Annotated in this window: 15 protein-coding genes; 2 read left to right on the top strand and 13 right to left on the bottom strand. The window is 64.5% G+C overall.

Features of this window, described 5'->3' with window-relative positions; all coding sequences use genetic code 11:
• The coding region (locus IVB47_RS11360) for an ABC transporter substrate-binding protein (protein WP_247461636.1) at window positions 1–389 on the top strand (389 nt) is incomplete at its 5' end.
• A gap of 42 nt (window positions 390–431) precedes the next feature.
• Here IVB47_RS11360 and IVB47_RS11355 read toward each other — a convergent pair.
• From IVB47_RS11355 to IVB47_RS11320, 8 genes are all read right to left on the bottom strand, one after another.
• Window positions 432–1,688, bottom strand: coding sequence for a TCR/Tet family MFS transporter (locus IVB47_RS11355; RefSeq protein WP_247286444.1), 1,257 nt, complete (start codon window positions 1,686–1,688; stop codon window positions 432–434).
• On the bottom strand, window positions 1,685–3,067 hold the full coding sequence (gene der, locus IVB47_RS11350; protein ID WP_027569641.1) for a ribosome biogenesis GTPase Der: 1,383 nt from the start codon (window positions 3,065–3,067) through the stop codon (window positions 1,685–1,687). Before der ends, IVB47_RS11355 begins: the two co-directional genes overlap by 4 nt.
• Window positions 3,068–3,115: 48 nt before the next feature.
• Window positions 3,116–3,664 (bottom strand): hypothetical protein, encoded by a 549-nt coding sequence (locus tag IVB47_RS11345; RefSeq protein WP_247461634.1) that lies wholly within the window; start codon window positions 3,662–3,664, stop codon window positions 3,116–3,118.
• A 26-nt stretch (window positions 3,665–3,690) separates the two neighbouring features.
• Entirely contained in the window at window positions 3,691–4,344 is a 654-nt protein-coding gene (locus IVB47_RS11340) for a tetratricopeptide repeat protein (RefSeq protein ID WP_247461632.1), read from the bottom strand.
• Between the two features lie 169 nt (window positions 4,345–4,513).
• Window positions 4,514–6,103, bottom strand: coding sequence for a class I adenylate-forming enzyme family protein (locus IVB47_RS11335; RefSeq protein WP_247461630.1), 1,590 nt, complete (start codon window positions 6,101–6,103; stop codon window positions 4,514–4,516).
• 70 nt (window positions 6,104–6,173) lie between these two features.
• Window positions 6,174–6,758: an NnrU family protein gene (locus tag IVB47_RS11330; RefSeq protein ID WP_247461628.1), complete on the bottom strand. Its 585-nt coding sequence runs from the start codon at window positions 6,756–6,758 to the stop codon at window positions 6,174–6,176.
• A 72-nt stretch (window positions 6,759–6,830) separates the two neighbouring features.
• Window positions 6,831–7,409: a hypothetical protein gene (locus IVB47_RS11325; protein WP_247463130.1), complete on the bottom strand. Its 579-nt coding sequence runs from the start codon at window positions 7,407–7,409 to the stop codon at window positions 6,831–6,833.
• A gap of 224 nt (window positions 7,410–7,633) precedes the next feature.
• Complete coding sequence (locus IVB47_RS11320) at window positions 7,634–9,253, bottom strand: peptide chain release factor 3 (RefSeq protein ID WP_247360559.1); 1,620 nt, start codon at window positions 9,251–9,253, stop codon at window positions 7,634–7,636.
• A 161-nt stretch (window positions 9,254–9,414) separates the two neighbouring features.
• Here IVB47_RS11320 and sugE point away from each other — a divergent pair, with 161 nt between their 5' ends.
• Window positions 9,415–9,729, top strand: coding sequence for a quaternary ammonium compound efflux SMR transporter SugE (gene sugE, locus IVB47_RS11315; RefSeq protein ID WP_247408372.1), 315 nt, complete (start codon window positions 9,415–9,417; stop codon window positions 9,727–9,729).
• Here sugE and IVB47_RS11310 read toward each other — a convergent pair.
• The 5 genes from IVB47_RS11310 to IVB47_RS11290 form a co-directional block, all read right to left on the bottom strand.
• Window positions 9,722–10,729, bottom strand: a complete 1,008-nt coding sequence (locus IVB47_RS11310; RefSeq protein WP_027569633.1) for an inorganic phosphate transporter — start codon at window positions 10,727–10,729, stop codon at window positions 9,722–9,724. The genes sugE and IVB47_RS11310 overlap by 8 nt on opposite strands.
• A 16-nt stretch (window positions 10,730–10,745) precedes the next feature.
• Complete coding sequence (locus IVB47_RS11305) at window positions 10,746–11,390, bottom strand: DUF47 domain-containing protein (protein WP_027517485.1); 645 nt, start codon at window positions 11,388–11,390, stop codon at window positions 10,746–10,748.
• Window positions 11,391–11,548: 158 nt separating this feature from the next.
• Window positions 11,549–12,517, bottom strand: a complete 969-nt coding sequence (locus IVB47_RS11300) for a branched-chain amino acid ABC transporter permease (RefSeq protein ID WP_007592084.1) — start codon at window positions 12,515–12,517, stop codon at window positions 11,549–11,551.
• 1 nt (window position 12,518) lies between these two features.
• Window positions 12,519–13,382, bottom strand: a complete 864-nt coding sequence (locus IVB47_RS11295) for a branched-chain amino acid ABC transporter permease (protein ID WP_027569632.1) — start codon at window positions 13,380–13,382, stop codon at window positions 12,519–12,521.
• Between the two features lie 72 nt (window positions 13,383–13,454).
• On the bottom strand, window positions 13,455–14,229 hold a 775-nt coding region (locus IVB47_RS11290; protein WP_247461626.1), incomplete at its 5' end, for an ABC transporter substrate-binding protein.

Below are 14,229 nucleotides of genomic sequence, written 5' to 3'. Positions count from 1 at the left end.
TCTACTGGGACATGAACGACCAGACCCGCGCCTGGTCGAAGCGCTTCTCGGCGCTGGCCAACAAGAATGCGATGCCCTCGATGACGCAGGCCGGCAATTACGCGATGGTGCTGCATTATCTCAAGGCGATGGACGCGCTCGGCAGCAATCCGCATGACGGCGCCAAGGTCGTTGCCAAGATGAAGGAGCTTCCGACCGACGATCCGCTGTTCGGCAAGGGTCCGCTGCGCGAGGACGGGCGTCGTCTCATCCCGGCCTATCTGTTCGAGGTGAAGAAGCCCGAAGAATCGAAGGGACCGTGGGATTACTACAAGCAGATCGCCACGATCGCGGCGGAAGACGCGGCCAAGCCGCTCAAGGACAGCGAGTGCCCGCTGGTGAAGAAGTAAACGAGGCTTTGTAGGGTGGGTTAGCCGAAGACGTAACCCATCCTACGATTCTGATGTTGCCGCGCCCAGCGCCCGCACAGCAATCGCCACGCACGCCACCATCAGCACCGCCGCGAGCAGGAACGGCGCGCCGGGCAGCTGCCACGGCGCGCTGGCGCCGATGAAGTATGAAAACGTCAGCGTGAACAGGAACGGGCCGACGAGCTGCGACACGCTCTGCACGCTCGCGGTCGCGCCCTGCAACTGGCCCTGCTGATCAGGCGCGACCAGCCGCGTCATCAGCGATTGCATGGCAGCGCCCGAAATGCCCCACAGCGACATCACGGGAATGCCGATCCAGAACAGCGGCCCGGTCGGCGCCGCGCCGAAGATCACGAAGCCGATCGCGCCACAGCACAGGCCCATCAACAACGCATTGCGCTCGCCGAGCACACGCACGATCGGGCCGATCGCGAGCCCCTGCACCACCATGGCGCAGACGCCGACCATCGCCAGCGTCAATCCCACGGTCTTCGAATCCCAGCCGTAGCGATAGGTCGCGTAGAGCACGAAGGTCGAGGGCAGCACGACATGCGCGACCTGCGCGATGAAGTTGACGACTGACAACGCAGCGAGCACCGCGTTGGAACGCAGCAGGCGGAGCGCGCCGAGCGGATTGGCGCTCCTCCAGCGGAACGGCGCGCGCTTGTCCGGCGCCAGCGATTCCGGCAGGACGAAGAGCCCATAGAGCGCATTGGCAAAGCTTAAGGCGGCCGAGGCCCAGAACGGCAGGCGCGGATCGATATCGCCGAGCAGGCCGCCCAACGCCGGGCCCAGCACGAAGCCGGCGCCGAAGGCAGCGCCAATCCTGCCGAACACCGCCGCGCGCCGCTCCGGCGGCGTGATGTCTGCAATATAGGCAAAGGCGGTCGAGATGCTGGCCGAGGTGATGCCCGAGATGACGCGGCCGACGAACAACCAGACCAGCGACGGCGCCAGCGCCATCAGCACATAATCGGCCGCGAGCCCGAAATTCGACAGCAGCACCACCGGCCGCCGCCCGAAGCGATCCGAAAGTGCGCCAAGCACCGGCGAGAACACGAACTGCATCAGCGCCCAGGCGGTGCCGAACAGCCCGAAGATGCGGGCCGCATGCGCCGTGTCGTTGTCGACGAAGCTCTCGATCAGTTTCGGCAGGATCGGCATGATCACGCCGAGCGCGAGCATGTCGAGCAGGATCGTGACGAAGATGAAGGCGACCGCACCGCGCCGGACTGGCGCTGCGCCCTGCGCCATCGCCTCGCCGGCGTCGTTGCTCACGACGGCCGCTTGCGCTTGTGGGCGAACGGATTGGCCTTCTCGCGCAAGGTGATGCGCACCGGTGTGCCCGGCAGCTCGAAGGCCTCACGCAGCGAATTGGTGAGGTAGCGCAGATAGGACTGCGGCACCGCATCCGCACGCGAGCAGAACAGCACGAAGCTCGGCGGGCGGGCCTTGGTCTGCGTGATGTAGTTCAGCTTGAGTCGTCGTCCGGACACGGCCGGCGGCGGATTGGCCTGGACCGCCTCCTCGAACCAGCGGTTCAGCGCCGCGGTCGACACACGCCTGTTCCAAAGCGCATAGGCATCCTGGATCGCCTGCATCAATCGATCGATGCCCTCGCCCATCAAGCCGGAGACGGCGACGATCGGCACGCCCTTGATCTGCGGCAGCAAGTGATCGGCATCGCGGCGCAGGTTCGAGATCGCGCCGCCGCCCTTGCTCTCCATCAGGTCCCATTTGTTGACGGCGAGCACGACGGCGCGACCCTCGCGCTCGATCAGGTCGGCGATGCGAAGATCCTGCTCCTCGAAACGGTTCTGCGCGTCCATCATCATCACGACGACTTCGGCAAAGCGCACCGCGCGCAGTGCGTCGGCGACCGAGAGCTTTTCGAGCTTCTCCTCGATCCGGGAGCGCCGGCGCAGACCTGCGGTGTCGAACACGCGAAACTCGCGGCCCTTCCAGTTGATCTCGACCGCGATGGAATCGCGCGTGGTGCCGGCCTCCGGGCTCGTCAGCAGGCGCTCCTCGCCGAGCAGATGATTGATCATCGTCGACTTGCCGGCGTTGGGCCGGCCGACGATCGCGACTCGGATCGGGCGCGTGGCGGCCTCTTCCTCCGTCAGCGGCTCATCGTCTTCGAACTCATCCTCCTCCACCGGCTCCGGCATCAGCGGGCGCAGAGCATCATAGAGCTCGCCCATGCCCTCGCCGTGCTCGGCCGAGATCTGGATGGGATCGCCGAGGCCTAGCGCGAAAGCCTCCATCGCGCCGGCATCGCCATGCTTGCCTTCGCTCTTGTTGGCGACGAGCAGCACCGGCTTGTTGGCCTTGCGGGCGAAATCGGCGAAGGCGCGATCGTTGGGCGTGAGGCCCATGCGGGCATCGATCACGAAGAACAGCGCGTCGGCCTGTGCGATCGCGGCCTCCGTCTGCTCCTGCATGCGGGCGGTCAGCGAGCCCTTGGCGCCTTCATCGAGGCCGGCGGTATCGATGATCGTGAAGTCGAGATCGCCGAGCCTGGCCTCGCCCTCGCGCCGGTCGCGGGTGACGCCCGGCAGGTCATCGACAAGCGCGAGCTTCTGCCCGACCAGGCGGTTGAACAGCGTCGACTTGCCGACATTCGGCCGGCCGATAATGGCAATCTTAAAGGACATGGGTCATTCGTGCGCTGCCGGAGCCGCGCCTGTCAATGAAATGAAAAATTAGCGCGAGAAGCTGCCGCTCGGCATCGGTGCCGGGAAGGCGCCCTGCGTTTGCTGCTGGGTCGTCTGGGTCGGTTGCGCCTGCTGGACGGGCTGATCGGGCGGCGGCGCGGTGGTGCGCTTGCGCACGATCTTCTGCCTGGGCGGCGGAGCGGCCGCGGGCGGCGCGGCCTCGGGCTGGGCCTCGCCATCGACTTCGCCGGCGGGCGCCCCAGCCGGCGCGACGGCCGCACTGGCCGGCTGCCTGGTCTTCTTCGCCTTGGCACCCTTCGCGGGCTTCGGCTCGGGCGCAGGCTCGGTGGGCAGAGCCGCGACGGCGGGGCCGTTCGGATCGGGCTGTTGCTGCGCGCCCTTGTACATATCCTTGGGCACACCCTGCTCGAGGCCGGGCACGCCTTCCGGGAACACCGGCTTGCGATCGCCCGGCAGCTTCTTCTTGGTATCGAGGAAGTCGAGCATGTCGCTCGGATCGAAGCTGGAGCAACCGCCCAGCACGCCCGTGAAGGCGATCAGGACGGCGGCTGCGATCAAGCGTGGCGTGCGGCGCATATCGGGATCTCGTCTCAGCTCTCGGCTCAGCTCTTCGCTACGGGCGGCAGCAGGGCCTGCAGCGCCTCGGCGCGTGAGCGCAGGCCGGGCGGCGTTTCGCCGTCCTCGGCAATCGCGTCCAGCCATTTGCGGGCCGCAGTCATGTCGTTGTTGCGCCAGGCCGACAGCGCCAGCATCTCGCGGGCGGTATGACGGAAGGTCGATTTGGGCGCGGTGGAGGCTTCCAGCCGCTGCTGCATGTCCGCATAGCCGGCGCTGTCGAGCAGGAGACCGGCCGCGCGGATCTTCGCCAGATCCTGCCACTCGCCGCCTACGCTGCGGTCGGCGGCGATGTCGTCATAGAGCTTGGCGCCCGCCTTGGGATCGCGGGCCGCCGCCTCGGCCGCAGCACGCAGCCGCGCCAGGGTGCGATAGCCCGATGGAGCCTTCGCTGCGAGCTCGGTGAAGGCCGCCTCGGCCTCCGCATGCTTGTCCTGCTCGGACAGCTCTGCAGCCCTCTCGAAGGCAGCACCGGCCTCGGCGGCTTTCTTGGCCTCCACATACTGGTAAGCGCGCCAGCCGCCCACGGCGGCGACGATCAGCACCATCAGGGCGATGAACAAAATCGAATACTTGTCCCACAGCTTCTTGAGCTGTTCGCGACGTACTTCCTCGTCGACTTCGTCAAATAATTCAGACACTTATGCTAATCCCATGCCCGTCCGGGTGCGCGCGCCAATGCGTTCGCGTCAGGAATCCCGTCCCCCACGTGGCGGCGGGGTACCCTAACGATATGGCGGTGGCAAGGCAAAGCGAGCCCGATCAAGGCGTTAACCACCCGAGACAGCCCGGAGAGATCATCTCCCGGGGTTAGGTTCCCAACAGCTCCCGCAGCTGCCGCTTCAGCACCTTGCCATTGGCATTGCGCGGCAGCGGCTCCGCGGTGATCACCATGGTCTCCGGGACCTTGTAGTCGGACAGCCGTTCCGCGCACCAGGCGCGCAAGGCTTCGCTGTCCACTGGTGCGCGCGTGACCACCACGGCGTGAACGCGTTCGCCCAGCACCGGGCAGGCCTTGGCGACGATCGCGCTCTCGACCACGGCGGGATGGCCGGCCAGCACGGATTCGACCTCGGCCGAATAGATCTTGAGGCCGCCGCGGTTGATCATGTCCTTCTGCCGGTCGAACACCCGGACAAATCCCTCCGCGTCAACCGAGCCGAGATCGCCGGAATGCCAGAACCCGCTGGTGAAGCTTTCGGCCGTGGCTTTAGGATTGTTCCAGTAGCCCTTGATCACGGAGGCACTCTGGATCCAGAGCTCGCCGATCTCCCCAGGCGGCAGCTCACGCCCGTCCGCCCCCATTGCCAGGATGCGCGCACCCGGACACGGCAGGCCAACGCTGTCGATGTGGGTTGCCGTCAACTCGCCCGGCATGATCGTGGACGGCGATGTCGTCTCGGTCGCGCCGTAGCAGTTCGCCAGCTCGAGGCCGGGAATGATCGCCTTGAGCTTCTCGATGGTGGCGACCGGCATCGGTGCGCCGCCAAAGCCTCCGATGCGCCAGCTCGATAGATCGTAGCTCTCGAAATCGGGCTGGAGCAGGCAGAGATTGTACATCGCCGGCACCATCACCGTGTAGGTGACGCACTCGCGCGCGGCGAGCTTGAGATATTCGCCCGCCTTGAACTCCGGCATGATGATCAGCGCGCCGCCGCAGCAGATCATCGTCGTGATGTTGGCGACGACGCCGGTGACATGGCCGAGCGGCACCGCGATCGAGCGGTCGGCCGCCGTCAATTGCAGGCAGGACACGAAGATCATCGAGGAATGCACGATGTTGCAATGGGCCAGCATCGCACCCTTCGGCTTGCCCGTCGTGCCCGAGGTGTAGAGGATCATCGCGGTGTCCTCCTCGCTGGTCTCGACCGGCGCCGCGGCCGGCGCGTTGTCTGCCAGCACCGCGAAACGCGACAAAGCCGGATCGTCGTCGACGGCGATGCGATGGACCAGTTCGGGCACATCCGGCGCATCCGGCAGACGCGCCGCGAGCGCCGCCTCGTGGATCAGGATTTTGGCACCGCAGTCGGCGAGCACATAGGCGATTTCCGGCTTCTGCTGGCGCGTGCTGAGCAGCACCGTGACGAGCCCTTCATGCGCGGCAGCAAACAGCAGCAGCGGGAATTCGACGCGGTTTCCGAGCAGGATCGCGACACGATCGCCGCGCTGCAATCCGAGCTTGCGAAATCCCGCCGCAATCCGCGCGGCCTGCTCGACGGCCTGCCGCCAGCCCAGCCGGACATTGCCTGAGATCAGCGCTTCGCCGTCGGGATTGCGGGCGCAGGCGTCCGCAATCATCGCCCACAGGCTCGACGGCCGATCGCAAAATGCCGGCACCACCCGATCGCCGAAGCGCGCCTCGAACCGCATTGGCGGGATCTGAGAATGCGACCAGTCCATCGGATGCCTTGGCTTGTTGCTCTCGTTACCTTCCGCGCATGGGCATGCGCTCCTGTCTTGTGCTGATCGGCTAGCCACCCATCACGGGAACACCGATCACGACGGGATGGAACGCAAAAGCCAGCGCCAGATAAGCGATGATTCCAACCACGACCGCGATCAGATCGTTGGTGACGCCGCCGACCGGAATCGGCGGACCGCCGCCATCGGTCCGACGCTTCAGCGTGATGCGATCGTACACCGCCCAGCCCAGGAAAGAGCCGAACAGGATGATGGAGCCGAGGTCGCCATTGGCCAGAAGATGCGCCGCCGCCCACAGCTTGATGCCGGCCAGCATCGGATGCTTCAGCGTCGCATAGATGCGCCCGCGCAAGTAGGATGCGACCACCAGGATGACCGCGGGCAACATCAGCGCGAGCGTGATATGCTTCAGCGCCTTCGGCGGATACCAAACGTCGATCCAGCCGGTTGCGCGATAATGCGCGAAGCCCCAGATGATCAACGCGAGCCCTGCGAGCGAGGCAAGCGAATAGAGGATCTTGTAGGTCCCCTCACCCAGTCTCGCGATGGCCTGCGCGCGTGCATCGCGTTTCGTCGTGAACACATGCGCCGCAAAAAACAGCGCAAGCCCCAGGATCATAACCAGCAGACCCACGAGATTCTCCCCTCAACCAGCGCCCCAAGCCCATGGCGTATCATCGATTGGCCGCGGGTCGCAACTGACGCGCTACTTGTGGATCTCGCGATTGTCGACATACCGGATCGCGATCGGCCGCCCGGCGATGGCACCGCCAAGACCGCCGGTGAATTTCAGCGGCAGGCAGGCGTTCAACGATGAATTGACCGCATCGAGGTAGGTGGTTCTCGTCTCGGCGGCCACCCCCGCGGTCGCAAAGGTCAGGCGCGGCGGGCCGATCAGGCCGCCCGATTTGTTGAAGCTGAAACGCACGGCGATCTGCATGCCCGCGCGCGCATTGTCCGTTGGCGGCGACCAGCAGCTGCGCAGCTCGGCGAAGAGATCGCCGATCGTATCGAGATCGTGATCCGGCTTTTGGTATTTGGCGCGATCGGCCTCTGACGGCACGCTTTGGATCGTGAGCTGGAGGTTCTGGCCGTAGGGATAGTCGATCTCGGGAATACAGGGACCAGGCTCGAGCGGGCTGCAATAGGACGGCGTGCAGGGCCTGCCATCGAGCACGCTGCACGGCTCGTGCGAAAACGGAATTGGGTTGATTTGCCGGGGCCGCGCATCGGCGGCGATCGTCGAGATCGCCAGCAGGAGGAAAACAAGGATGCCGCGCCACATGAAGTGAACTCGCAAGGCCACATGGGTGAACGTGGCATTGCCGCCGGCAACGTCAAGCCTGCGGCCGTTCACATGCGCGCGTCCAAGGACGGTGTCGTCGCCCGGCTTGACCGGGCGACCCAGTACTCCGAGACGTTTGTGATTGAGCCGAGAGGCTGCGGCGTACTGGATGCCTCGCTTTCGCGGGGCATGACAGCGGAGCGTGAGGAGCGGACGGAACGCGCCTACCCCTTCTTCTTGACGTCCTTGACGTTGGTGAACTCGATGCCCTCGGCCCGTTCCCTTGTGTAGCCGAGATAGAACTCGTTCCGCGCCAGATAGACGGGATCGCCGTCGACATCGTCGGCAATGCTCGAGGTGTTGGCAGCGATGAACGTATCGAGCTTCTTGCGGTCCTCCGAGGAGACCCAGCGTGCAAGCTGGAACTCGCTGACCTCGAATTCGACCGGCAGCGAATATTCCGCATCCAGCCGCGCCTTGAGCACGTCGAGCTGCAGTGCGCCGACGACGCCAACCAACGCGGGCGCGCCGTCGCGCGGGCGGAACACCTGCACCACGCCCTCTTCCGACATCTGCTGAAGCGCTTCCTTCAGCTTCTTCGCTTTCATCGCATCCGTAAGACGCACGCGGCGGACGATTTCCGGCGCAAAGCTCGGCACGCCGACGAAGTTGAAATCCTCACCGTCGGTCAGCGTATCGCCGATCCGCAGCGTGCCGTGATTGGGAATCCCGACGACGTCGCCCGCATAAGCCTCGTCCGCAACCGAACGGTCCTGCGCGAAGAAGAATTGCGGGCTGGACAGCGGCATGCTCTTGCCGGTGCGCACGAGCTTCGCCTTCATCCCGCGGCTCAGCTTGCCGGAGCACAGGCGGGCGAAGGCGATGCGGTCGCGGTGGTTGGGATCCATATTGGCCTGGATCTTGAACACGAAGGCGCTCATGCGCGGGTCGGTGGCTTCGACCTTGCGCTGGTCGCTCTCCTGCGCGCGCGGCTCGGGCGCGAACTTGCCGAGCCCTTGCAGCAGGTCGCCGACGCCGAAATTGCGGAGCGCGCTGCCGAAATAAACCGGCGTCAGATGGCCCTCGCGAAACGCTTCGAGCTCGAACGGTTTTGAAGCCGCGGTGACGAGCTCGAGCTCGTCCTTGACCGCCGACACGTCGAGATTGGCGTTGAGCTTGGCGAGCTCGGCGATCTCGATCTGCTGCGCCGCGCCGGTCTTGGCGCCGCCGCCTTCGAGCAAGCGCACGCCGCCATTGACGACATCATAGGTGCCGAGGAACTCGCGGCCGCGGCCGACAGGCCAGGTCATCGGCGTGGTATCGAGCGCCAGCGTCTTCTCGATCTCGTCGAGGAGCTCGAACACGTCACGGCTCTCGCGATCCATCTTGTTGATAAAGGTGATGATCGGGATGTCGCGAAGACGACACACCTCGAACAGCTTTCGGGTGCGCGCCTCGATGCCCTTGGCGGCGTCGATCACCATGACGGCGGAATCGACCGCCGTGAGCGTGCGATAGGTGTCTTCCGAAAAGTCCTCGTGGCCCGGGGTGTCCAGCAGGTTGAACACGAGGCCCTCGAACTCGAAGGTCATAACCGATGTCACGACCGAGATGCCGCGCTCGCGCTCGATCTTCATCCAGTCCGAACGCGTGTTGCGCCGCTCGCCTTTGGCCTTGACCTGCCCGGCCAGATTGATGGCGCCGCCGAACAGCAGCAGCTTTTCGGTCAGCGTGGTCTTGCCGGCGTCCGGATGCGAGATGATCGCAAAGGTACGCCGCCGCGACACTTCAGCGGCAAGCGAGGAACGGGCCGTCGATTCGGCTGTGGTGGCGATGTCGGACATTGCGGCAGCGTTTGGCAGGGAAAATGAGCCTGATCAAGCCTCATCTGGTGATTGCGGAGCCTTCCGACCAGTCCCATATCCGCTTGGTTGGGAGGGACGACCTTCCCTTTCCATCAGCACACCAGTCGCGGGGACGACCCTGCCTTGAATGGAGGGTCGTCATGGCCTGGAGCATCCTGTTCGTCGCCGGTCTGCTGGAGATCTCCTGGGCGATCGGCCTCAAATATACCGAGGGTTTCAGCAAGCTCGTTCCGTCGGTCCTCACGCTCGGCGCCATGGCCGGCAGCATCATCCTGCTCGGGCTCGCCCTCAAATCGCTGCCGATTGGAACCGCTTATGCCGTCTGGACCGGTATCGGCGCGGTCGGTACCGCGACACTTGGGATCATCCTGTTCGGCGAGCCGGCCACCGCGTTCCGCCTCGCCAGCATCGGGCTGATCGTCGCCGGGATTGTCGGGCTGAAGCTGGTTACCTGACGAAGATCTTGACCGCCCACCAGCTCAGCGCGGCGACGATGGCCGAGGCCGGCATCGTGATCACCCAGGCATAGACGATCGAGCTGGCGACGTTCCAGCGCACCGCCGAGAGGCGCCGGGCGGCGCCGACACCGACGATGGCGCCGGTGATAGTGTGGGTGGTCGAGACGGGAACGCCGAGGAAGGTCGCCATGAACAGGGTCGCGGCACCGCCGGTCTCGGCGCAAAAGCCCTGCATCGGGGTCAGCTTGGTGATGCGCAGGCCCATGGTCCGAACGATGCGCCAGCCGCCCATCAGCGTCCCCATCGCCATTGCGGCCTGGCACGAAAGCACCACCCAGAAGGGGACGAAGAATTCGCCGCCGAGCTGGCCCTGCGAATAGAGCAGCACGGCGATGATGCCCATGGTCTTCTGCGCGTCGTTGCCGCCGTGGCCGAGCGAATAGAGCGAGGCGGAGGCGAATTGCAGGATGCGGAAGGCGCGATCCACGGCAAAGGGCGTGGAGCGCACGGAGGCCCAGGAGACGATCGCAACCAGCACCATCGCGAGCAGAAAGCCGACGAGCGGAGACAGCACGATGGCGATCACCGTCTTGGACAATCCGCTCCAGACCACCGCCGAAAGGCCCGCTTTGGCCACGCCGGCACCAAACAAGCCCCCGATCAATGCGTGCGACGAGGACGATGGGATGCCGAGCGCCCATGTCACCAGGTTCCAGACGATGGCGCCGACCAGCGCAGCGAAGATCACCTGGGCATCCACGATCGCGGGATCGATGATGCCGGTGCCGATGGTCTGGGCGACGTGCAGCCCGAACACCATGAAGGCGACGAAATTGAAGAACGCGGCCCAGAACACCGCGTATTGCGGCCGCAGCACGCGGGTCGAGACGATGGTCGCGATCGAATTGGCGGCGTCGTGCAGGCCGTTCAGGAAGTCGAACAGCAGCGCGACGGCGATCAGTCCGACCAGGACGGGAAGACCCAACGCAACATCCACGGCGCGGTCCCCTGCCCTAAACTTGCTCGATGACGATGCTGTTGATCTCGTTCGCGACGTCGTCGAAGCGGTCGGCGACCTTCTCGAGATGGTCGTAGATCTCCGCGCCGACGATGAAATCCATCGCGTTGCCGTTGCGATGCTTGAGGAACAGTTCCTTCAGCCCGATATCATGGAGATCGTCGACGCGGCCTTCCAGCTTGCCCAGCTCTTCCGTGATCGCGGTCAGCATGGCCACGTTCTGGCCGATCTTCTGCATCAGCGGCAGCGCGCGACCGACCAGATTGGCGCATTCGATCAGAAGCCCGCCGATCTCCCGCATCGGCGGCTCGAAGCTGCGGACCTCGAACAGCATCACGGCCTTGGCGGTCTGCTGCATCTGGTCGATGGCGTCATCCATCGAGGTGATCAGGTTCTTGATGTCGCCGCGGTCGAACGGGGTGATGAAGGTGCGGCGCACCGCGGTCAGCACCTCACGGGTGATGTTGTCGGCATCGTTCTCGAACTGATTGACGCGCTGGCAATAGACCGGCGTCTCCTCACCCCCGTTGAGCATGCTCTGGAGCGCGATCGAGCCCTGGATCACGGTCTGGGCGTGGCGGTCGAACAGGTCGAAGAACCGTTCTTCCTTGGGCAGGAAAGCGCGAAACAATCGCATCATGGGAGAGAGACTACCGGTTGGATTATGGCCTGGCCCGAGCGGGCCGTCATGAAACTGTCATAGACCATTTTCGATCCACGCGCGTGCCACCTCACGCCCGTGGAGCCGGATCATCCACCGCTTTCGCGCGTCAACACATCTTCCATTATATCAATGACTTACAGCGACCGCCGGAAGTAATGCGCGATTTCGCCGATGACGCCGCGGCGGAAGGTGAGCACGCAGATCACGAAGATCGAGCCCTGGATCACGGTCACCCATTGGCCGAACCCCGCCAGATATTGCTGCATGGCGATGATCACGAAGGCACCGACCACGGGACCGAACACGGTTCCGAGTCCGCCGACCAGCGTCATCAGCACGACTTCGCCCGACATCGACCAGTGCACGTCGGTGAGCGAGGCGTTTTGTGCCACGAAGACTTTCAGCGCACCGGCAAAGCCGGCCAGCGTGCCCGACAGCACGAAAGCCAGGAACTTGTACTGATCGGTGCGGTAACCCAGCGAGATCGCGCGCGGCTCGTTCTCGCGGATCGCCTTGAGGACTTCGCCGAACGGCGAGTTGATGATGCGGAAGATCAGCAGGAAGCCGGCGAGGAAGCCTACCAGAACCACGTAGTAGAGCACGGTCGGCTTGGTCAGATCGAAGACGCCGAACATGCGTCCCTGCGGAATGCCCTGGATGCCGTCTTCACCATGGGTGAACGGGGCCTGGAGGTAGATGAAGTACAGAAGCTGCGACAGCGCCAGCGTGATCATCGAGAAATAGATGCCCTGGCGGCGGATCGAGATATAGCCCGTGATGAGCGAGAGCACGAAGGCACCGGCGACGCCGACGAGGATGCCGAGCTCCGGCGGCAACGCCCACACCTTCAGCGCATGCGCGCTGCAATAGCCGGCCGTGCCCAGGAACATCGCATGGCCGAAGGACAGCAAACCGCCATAGCCGATCAGCAGGTTGAAGGCGCAGGCGAGCAGCGCGAAGCACAGCGCCTGCATCACGAAGAACGGGTAGACCCCCGTGAATGGCACCGAAGCCAGCAGCAGCGCCATCACCACGAAGACGATCATCTCGTCGCGGATCGCGCGCGGGGTTACCGGCAGCGTGTCGTCCGTCAAGGCTGTCATGTCAGGCCGCCCTTCCCGTCAATCCCGTTGGCTTCACCAAGAGCACCAGCACCATCAGCACGAACACGACGGTGTTGGAGGCCTCGGGGTAGAAATACTTGGTCAGGCCCTCGATCACACCGAGCGCGAAGCCGGTGATGATGGAGCCCATGATCGATCCCATGCCGCCGATCACCACCACCGCGAACACCACGATGATGAGGTCGGCGCCCATCAGCGGTCGCACCTGGTTGATCGGCGCCGACAGCACGCCGGCGAGCGCGGCAAGGCCGACACCGAGCCCGTAGGTCAACGTGATCATGCGCGGAACGTTGACGCCGAAGGCGCGCACCAGCGTCGGGTTTTCGGTGGCGGCGCGCAAATAGGCGCCGAGCCGGGTCTTCTCGATCAGGAACCAGGTCGCGATGCAGACCACCAGCGAGAAGATGACGACCCAGCCGCGATAGACCGGCAGGAACATGAAGCCGAGATTCATGCCGCCCTTGAGCTGGTCCGGAATGGCGTAAGGCAGGCCGGAGGAGCCGAAATAGTTCTGGAACACGCCCTGCACGATCAGCGCAATGCCGAAGGTCAGTAGCAGGCCGTAGAGATGATCGAGCCCGGTCAGCCATTGCAGCATGGTCCGCTCCAGAATCATGCCGAAGATGCCGACAATGATCGGTGCAAACAGCAACGCCCACCAATAGTTGATGCCGCCGAGGTTCAGCAGGAAGTAGGCGACGAACGCGCCCATCATATAGAGCGCGCCATGGGCGAAATTGATGATGTTGAGCATGCCGAAGATCACGGCAAGCCCGAGACTGAGCAGCGCGTAGAACGAGCCGTTGATCAGTCCCACCAGTAGCTGAGCGTAAAGAGCCTGCATCGATCCCGCACCCGGTCCCTTCGGCGTTCCCTGAAAGTCGCCCGCAGACCTGATGGTCTGCGGGCGGTTATCTTACTTCTTCAACAGAGCGCACTTGCTCTCGGACAGCGGCGTGAAGGCCTGGTCGCCCGGCACCGTGCCGACCAGCTTGTAGAAATCCCACGGTCCCTTGGACTCGGAGGGTTTCTTCACCTCGAACAGATAGGCATTGTGGATGGTGCGGCCGTTGGGCTGGATCTCGCCCTTGCCGAACAGATCGTCTTCCGTCGGCATCGACTTCATCTTCTCGACGACCTTGGCGCCGTCATGCGGGTTACCGCCGAGCGCTTCGAGTGCCTTGAAATAGTGACGCACGCCCGCATAGACGCCGGCCTGCACCATGGTGGGCGGCGCGTTGTTCTTCATCTTCTCGGCGAAGCGCTTCGAGAACGCCCGGGTCTGGTCGTTCATGTCCCAGTAGAAAGTCTCGGTGAAGTTGAGGCCCTGTGCGGTCTCGAGCCCGATCGCCTTGACGTCGGTGAGGAACAGCAGCAGCGCCGCGAGCTTCTGGCCGCCCTTGACGATGCCGAACTCGGCCGCCTGCTTGATCGTGTTGGTGGTGTCGCCGCCGGCATTGGCAAGGCCGATGATCTTGGCCTTGGAGGCCTGCGCCTGAAGCAGGAAGGACGAGAAGTCCGGCGTGTTGAGCGGGTGCTTGACGCCGCCGACCACCTTGCCGCCATTTGCAGTAACGACAGCGGTGGTGTCGCGCTCCAGCGCCGCGCCGAAGGCGTAGTCCGCGGTCAGGAAGAACCAGGTGTCGCCGCCGGCCTTCACCAGCGCCTGGCCGGTGGTGTGAGCCAGCATG

This window comes from Bradyrhizobium sp. 62, assembly GCF_023073035.1.
Taxonomy (GTDB): domain Bacteria; phylum Pseudomonadota; class Alphaproteobacteria; order Rhizobiales; family Xanthobacteraceae; genus Bradyrhizobium.
This window is presented reverse-complemented; position numbering and strand designations above follow the sequence as displayed.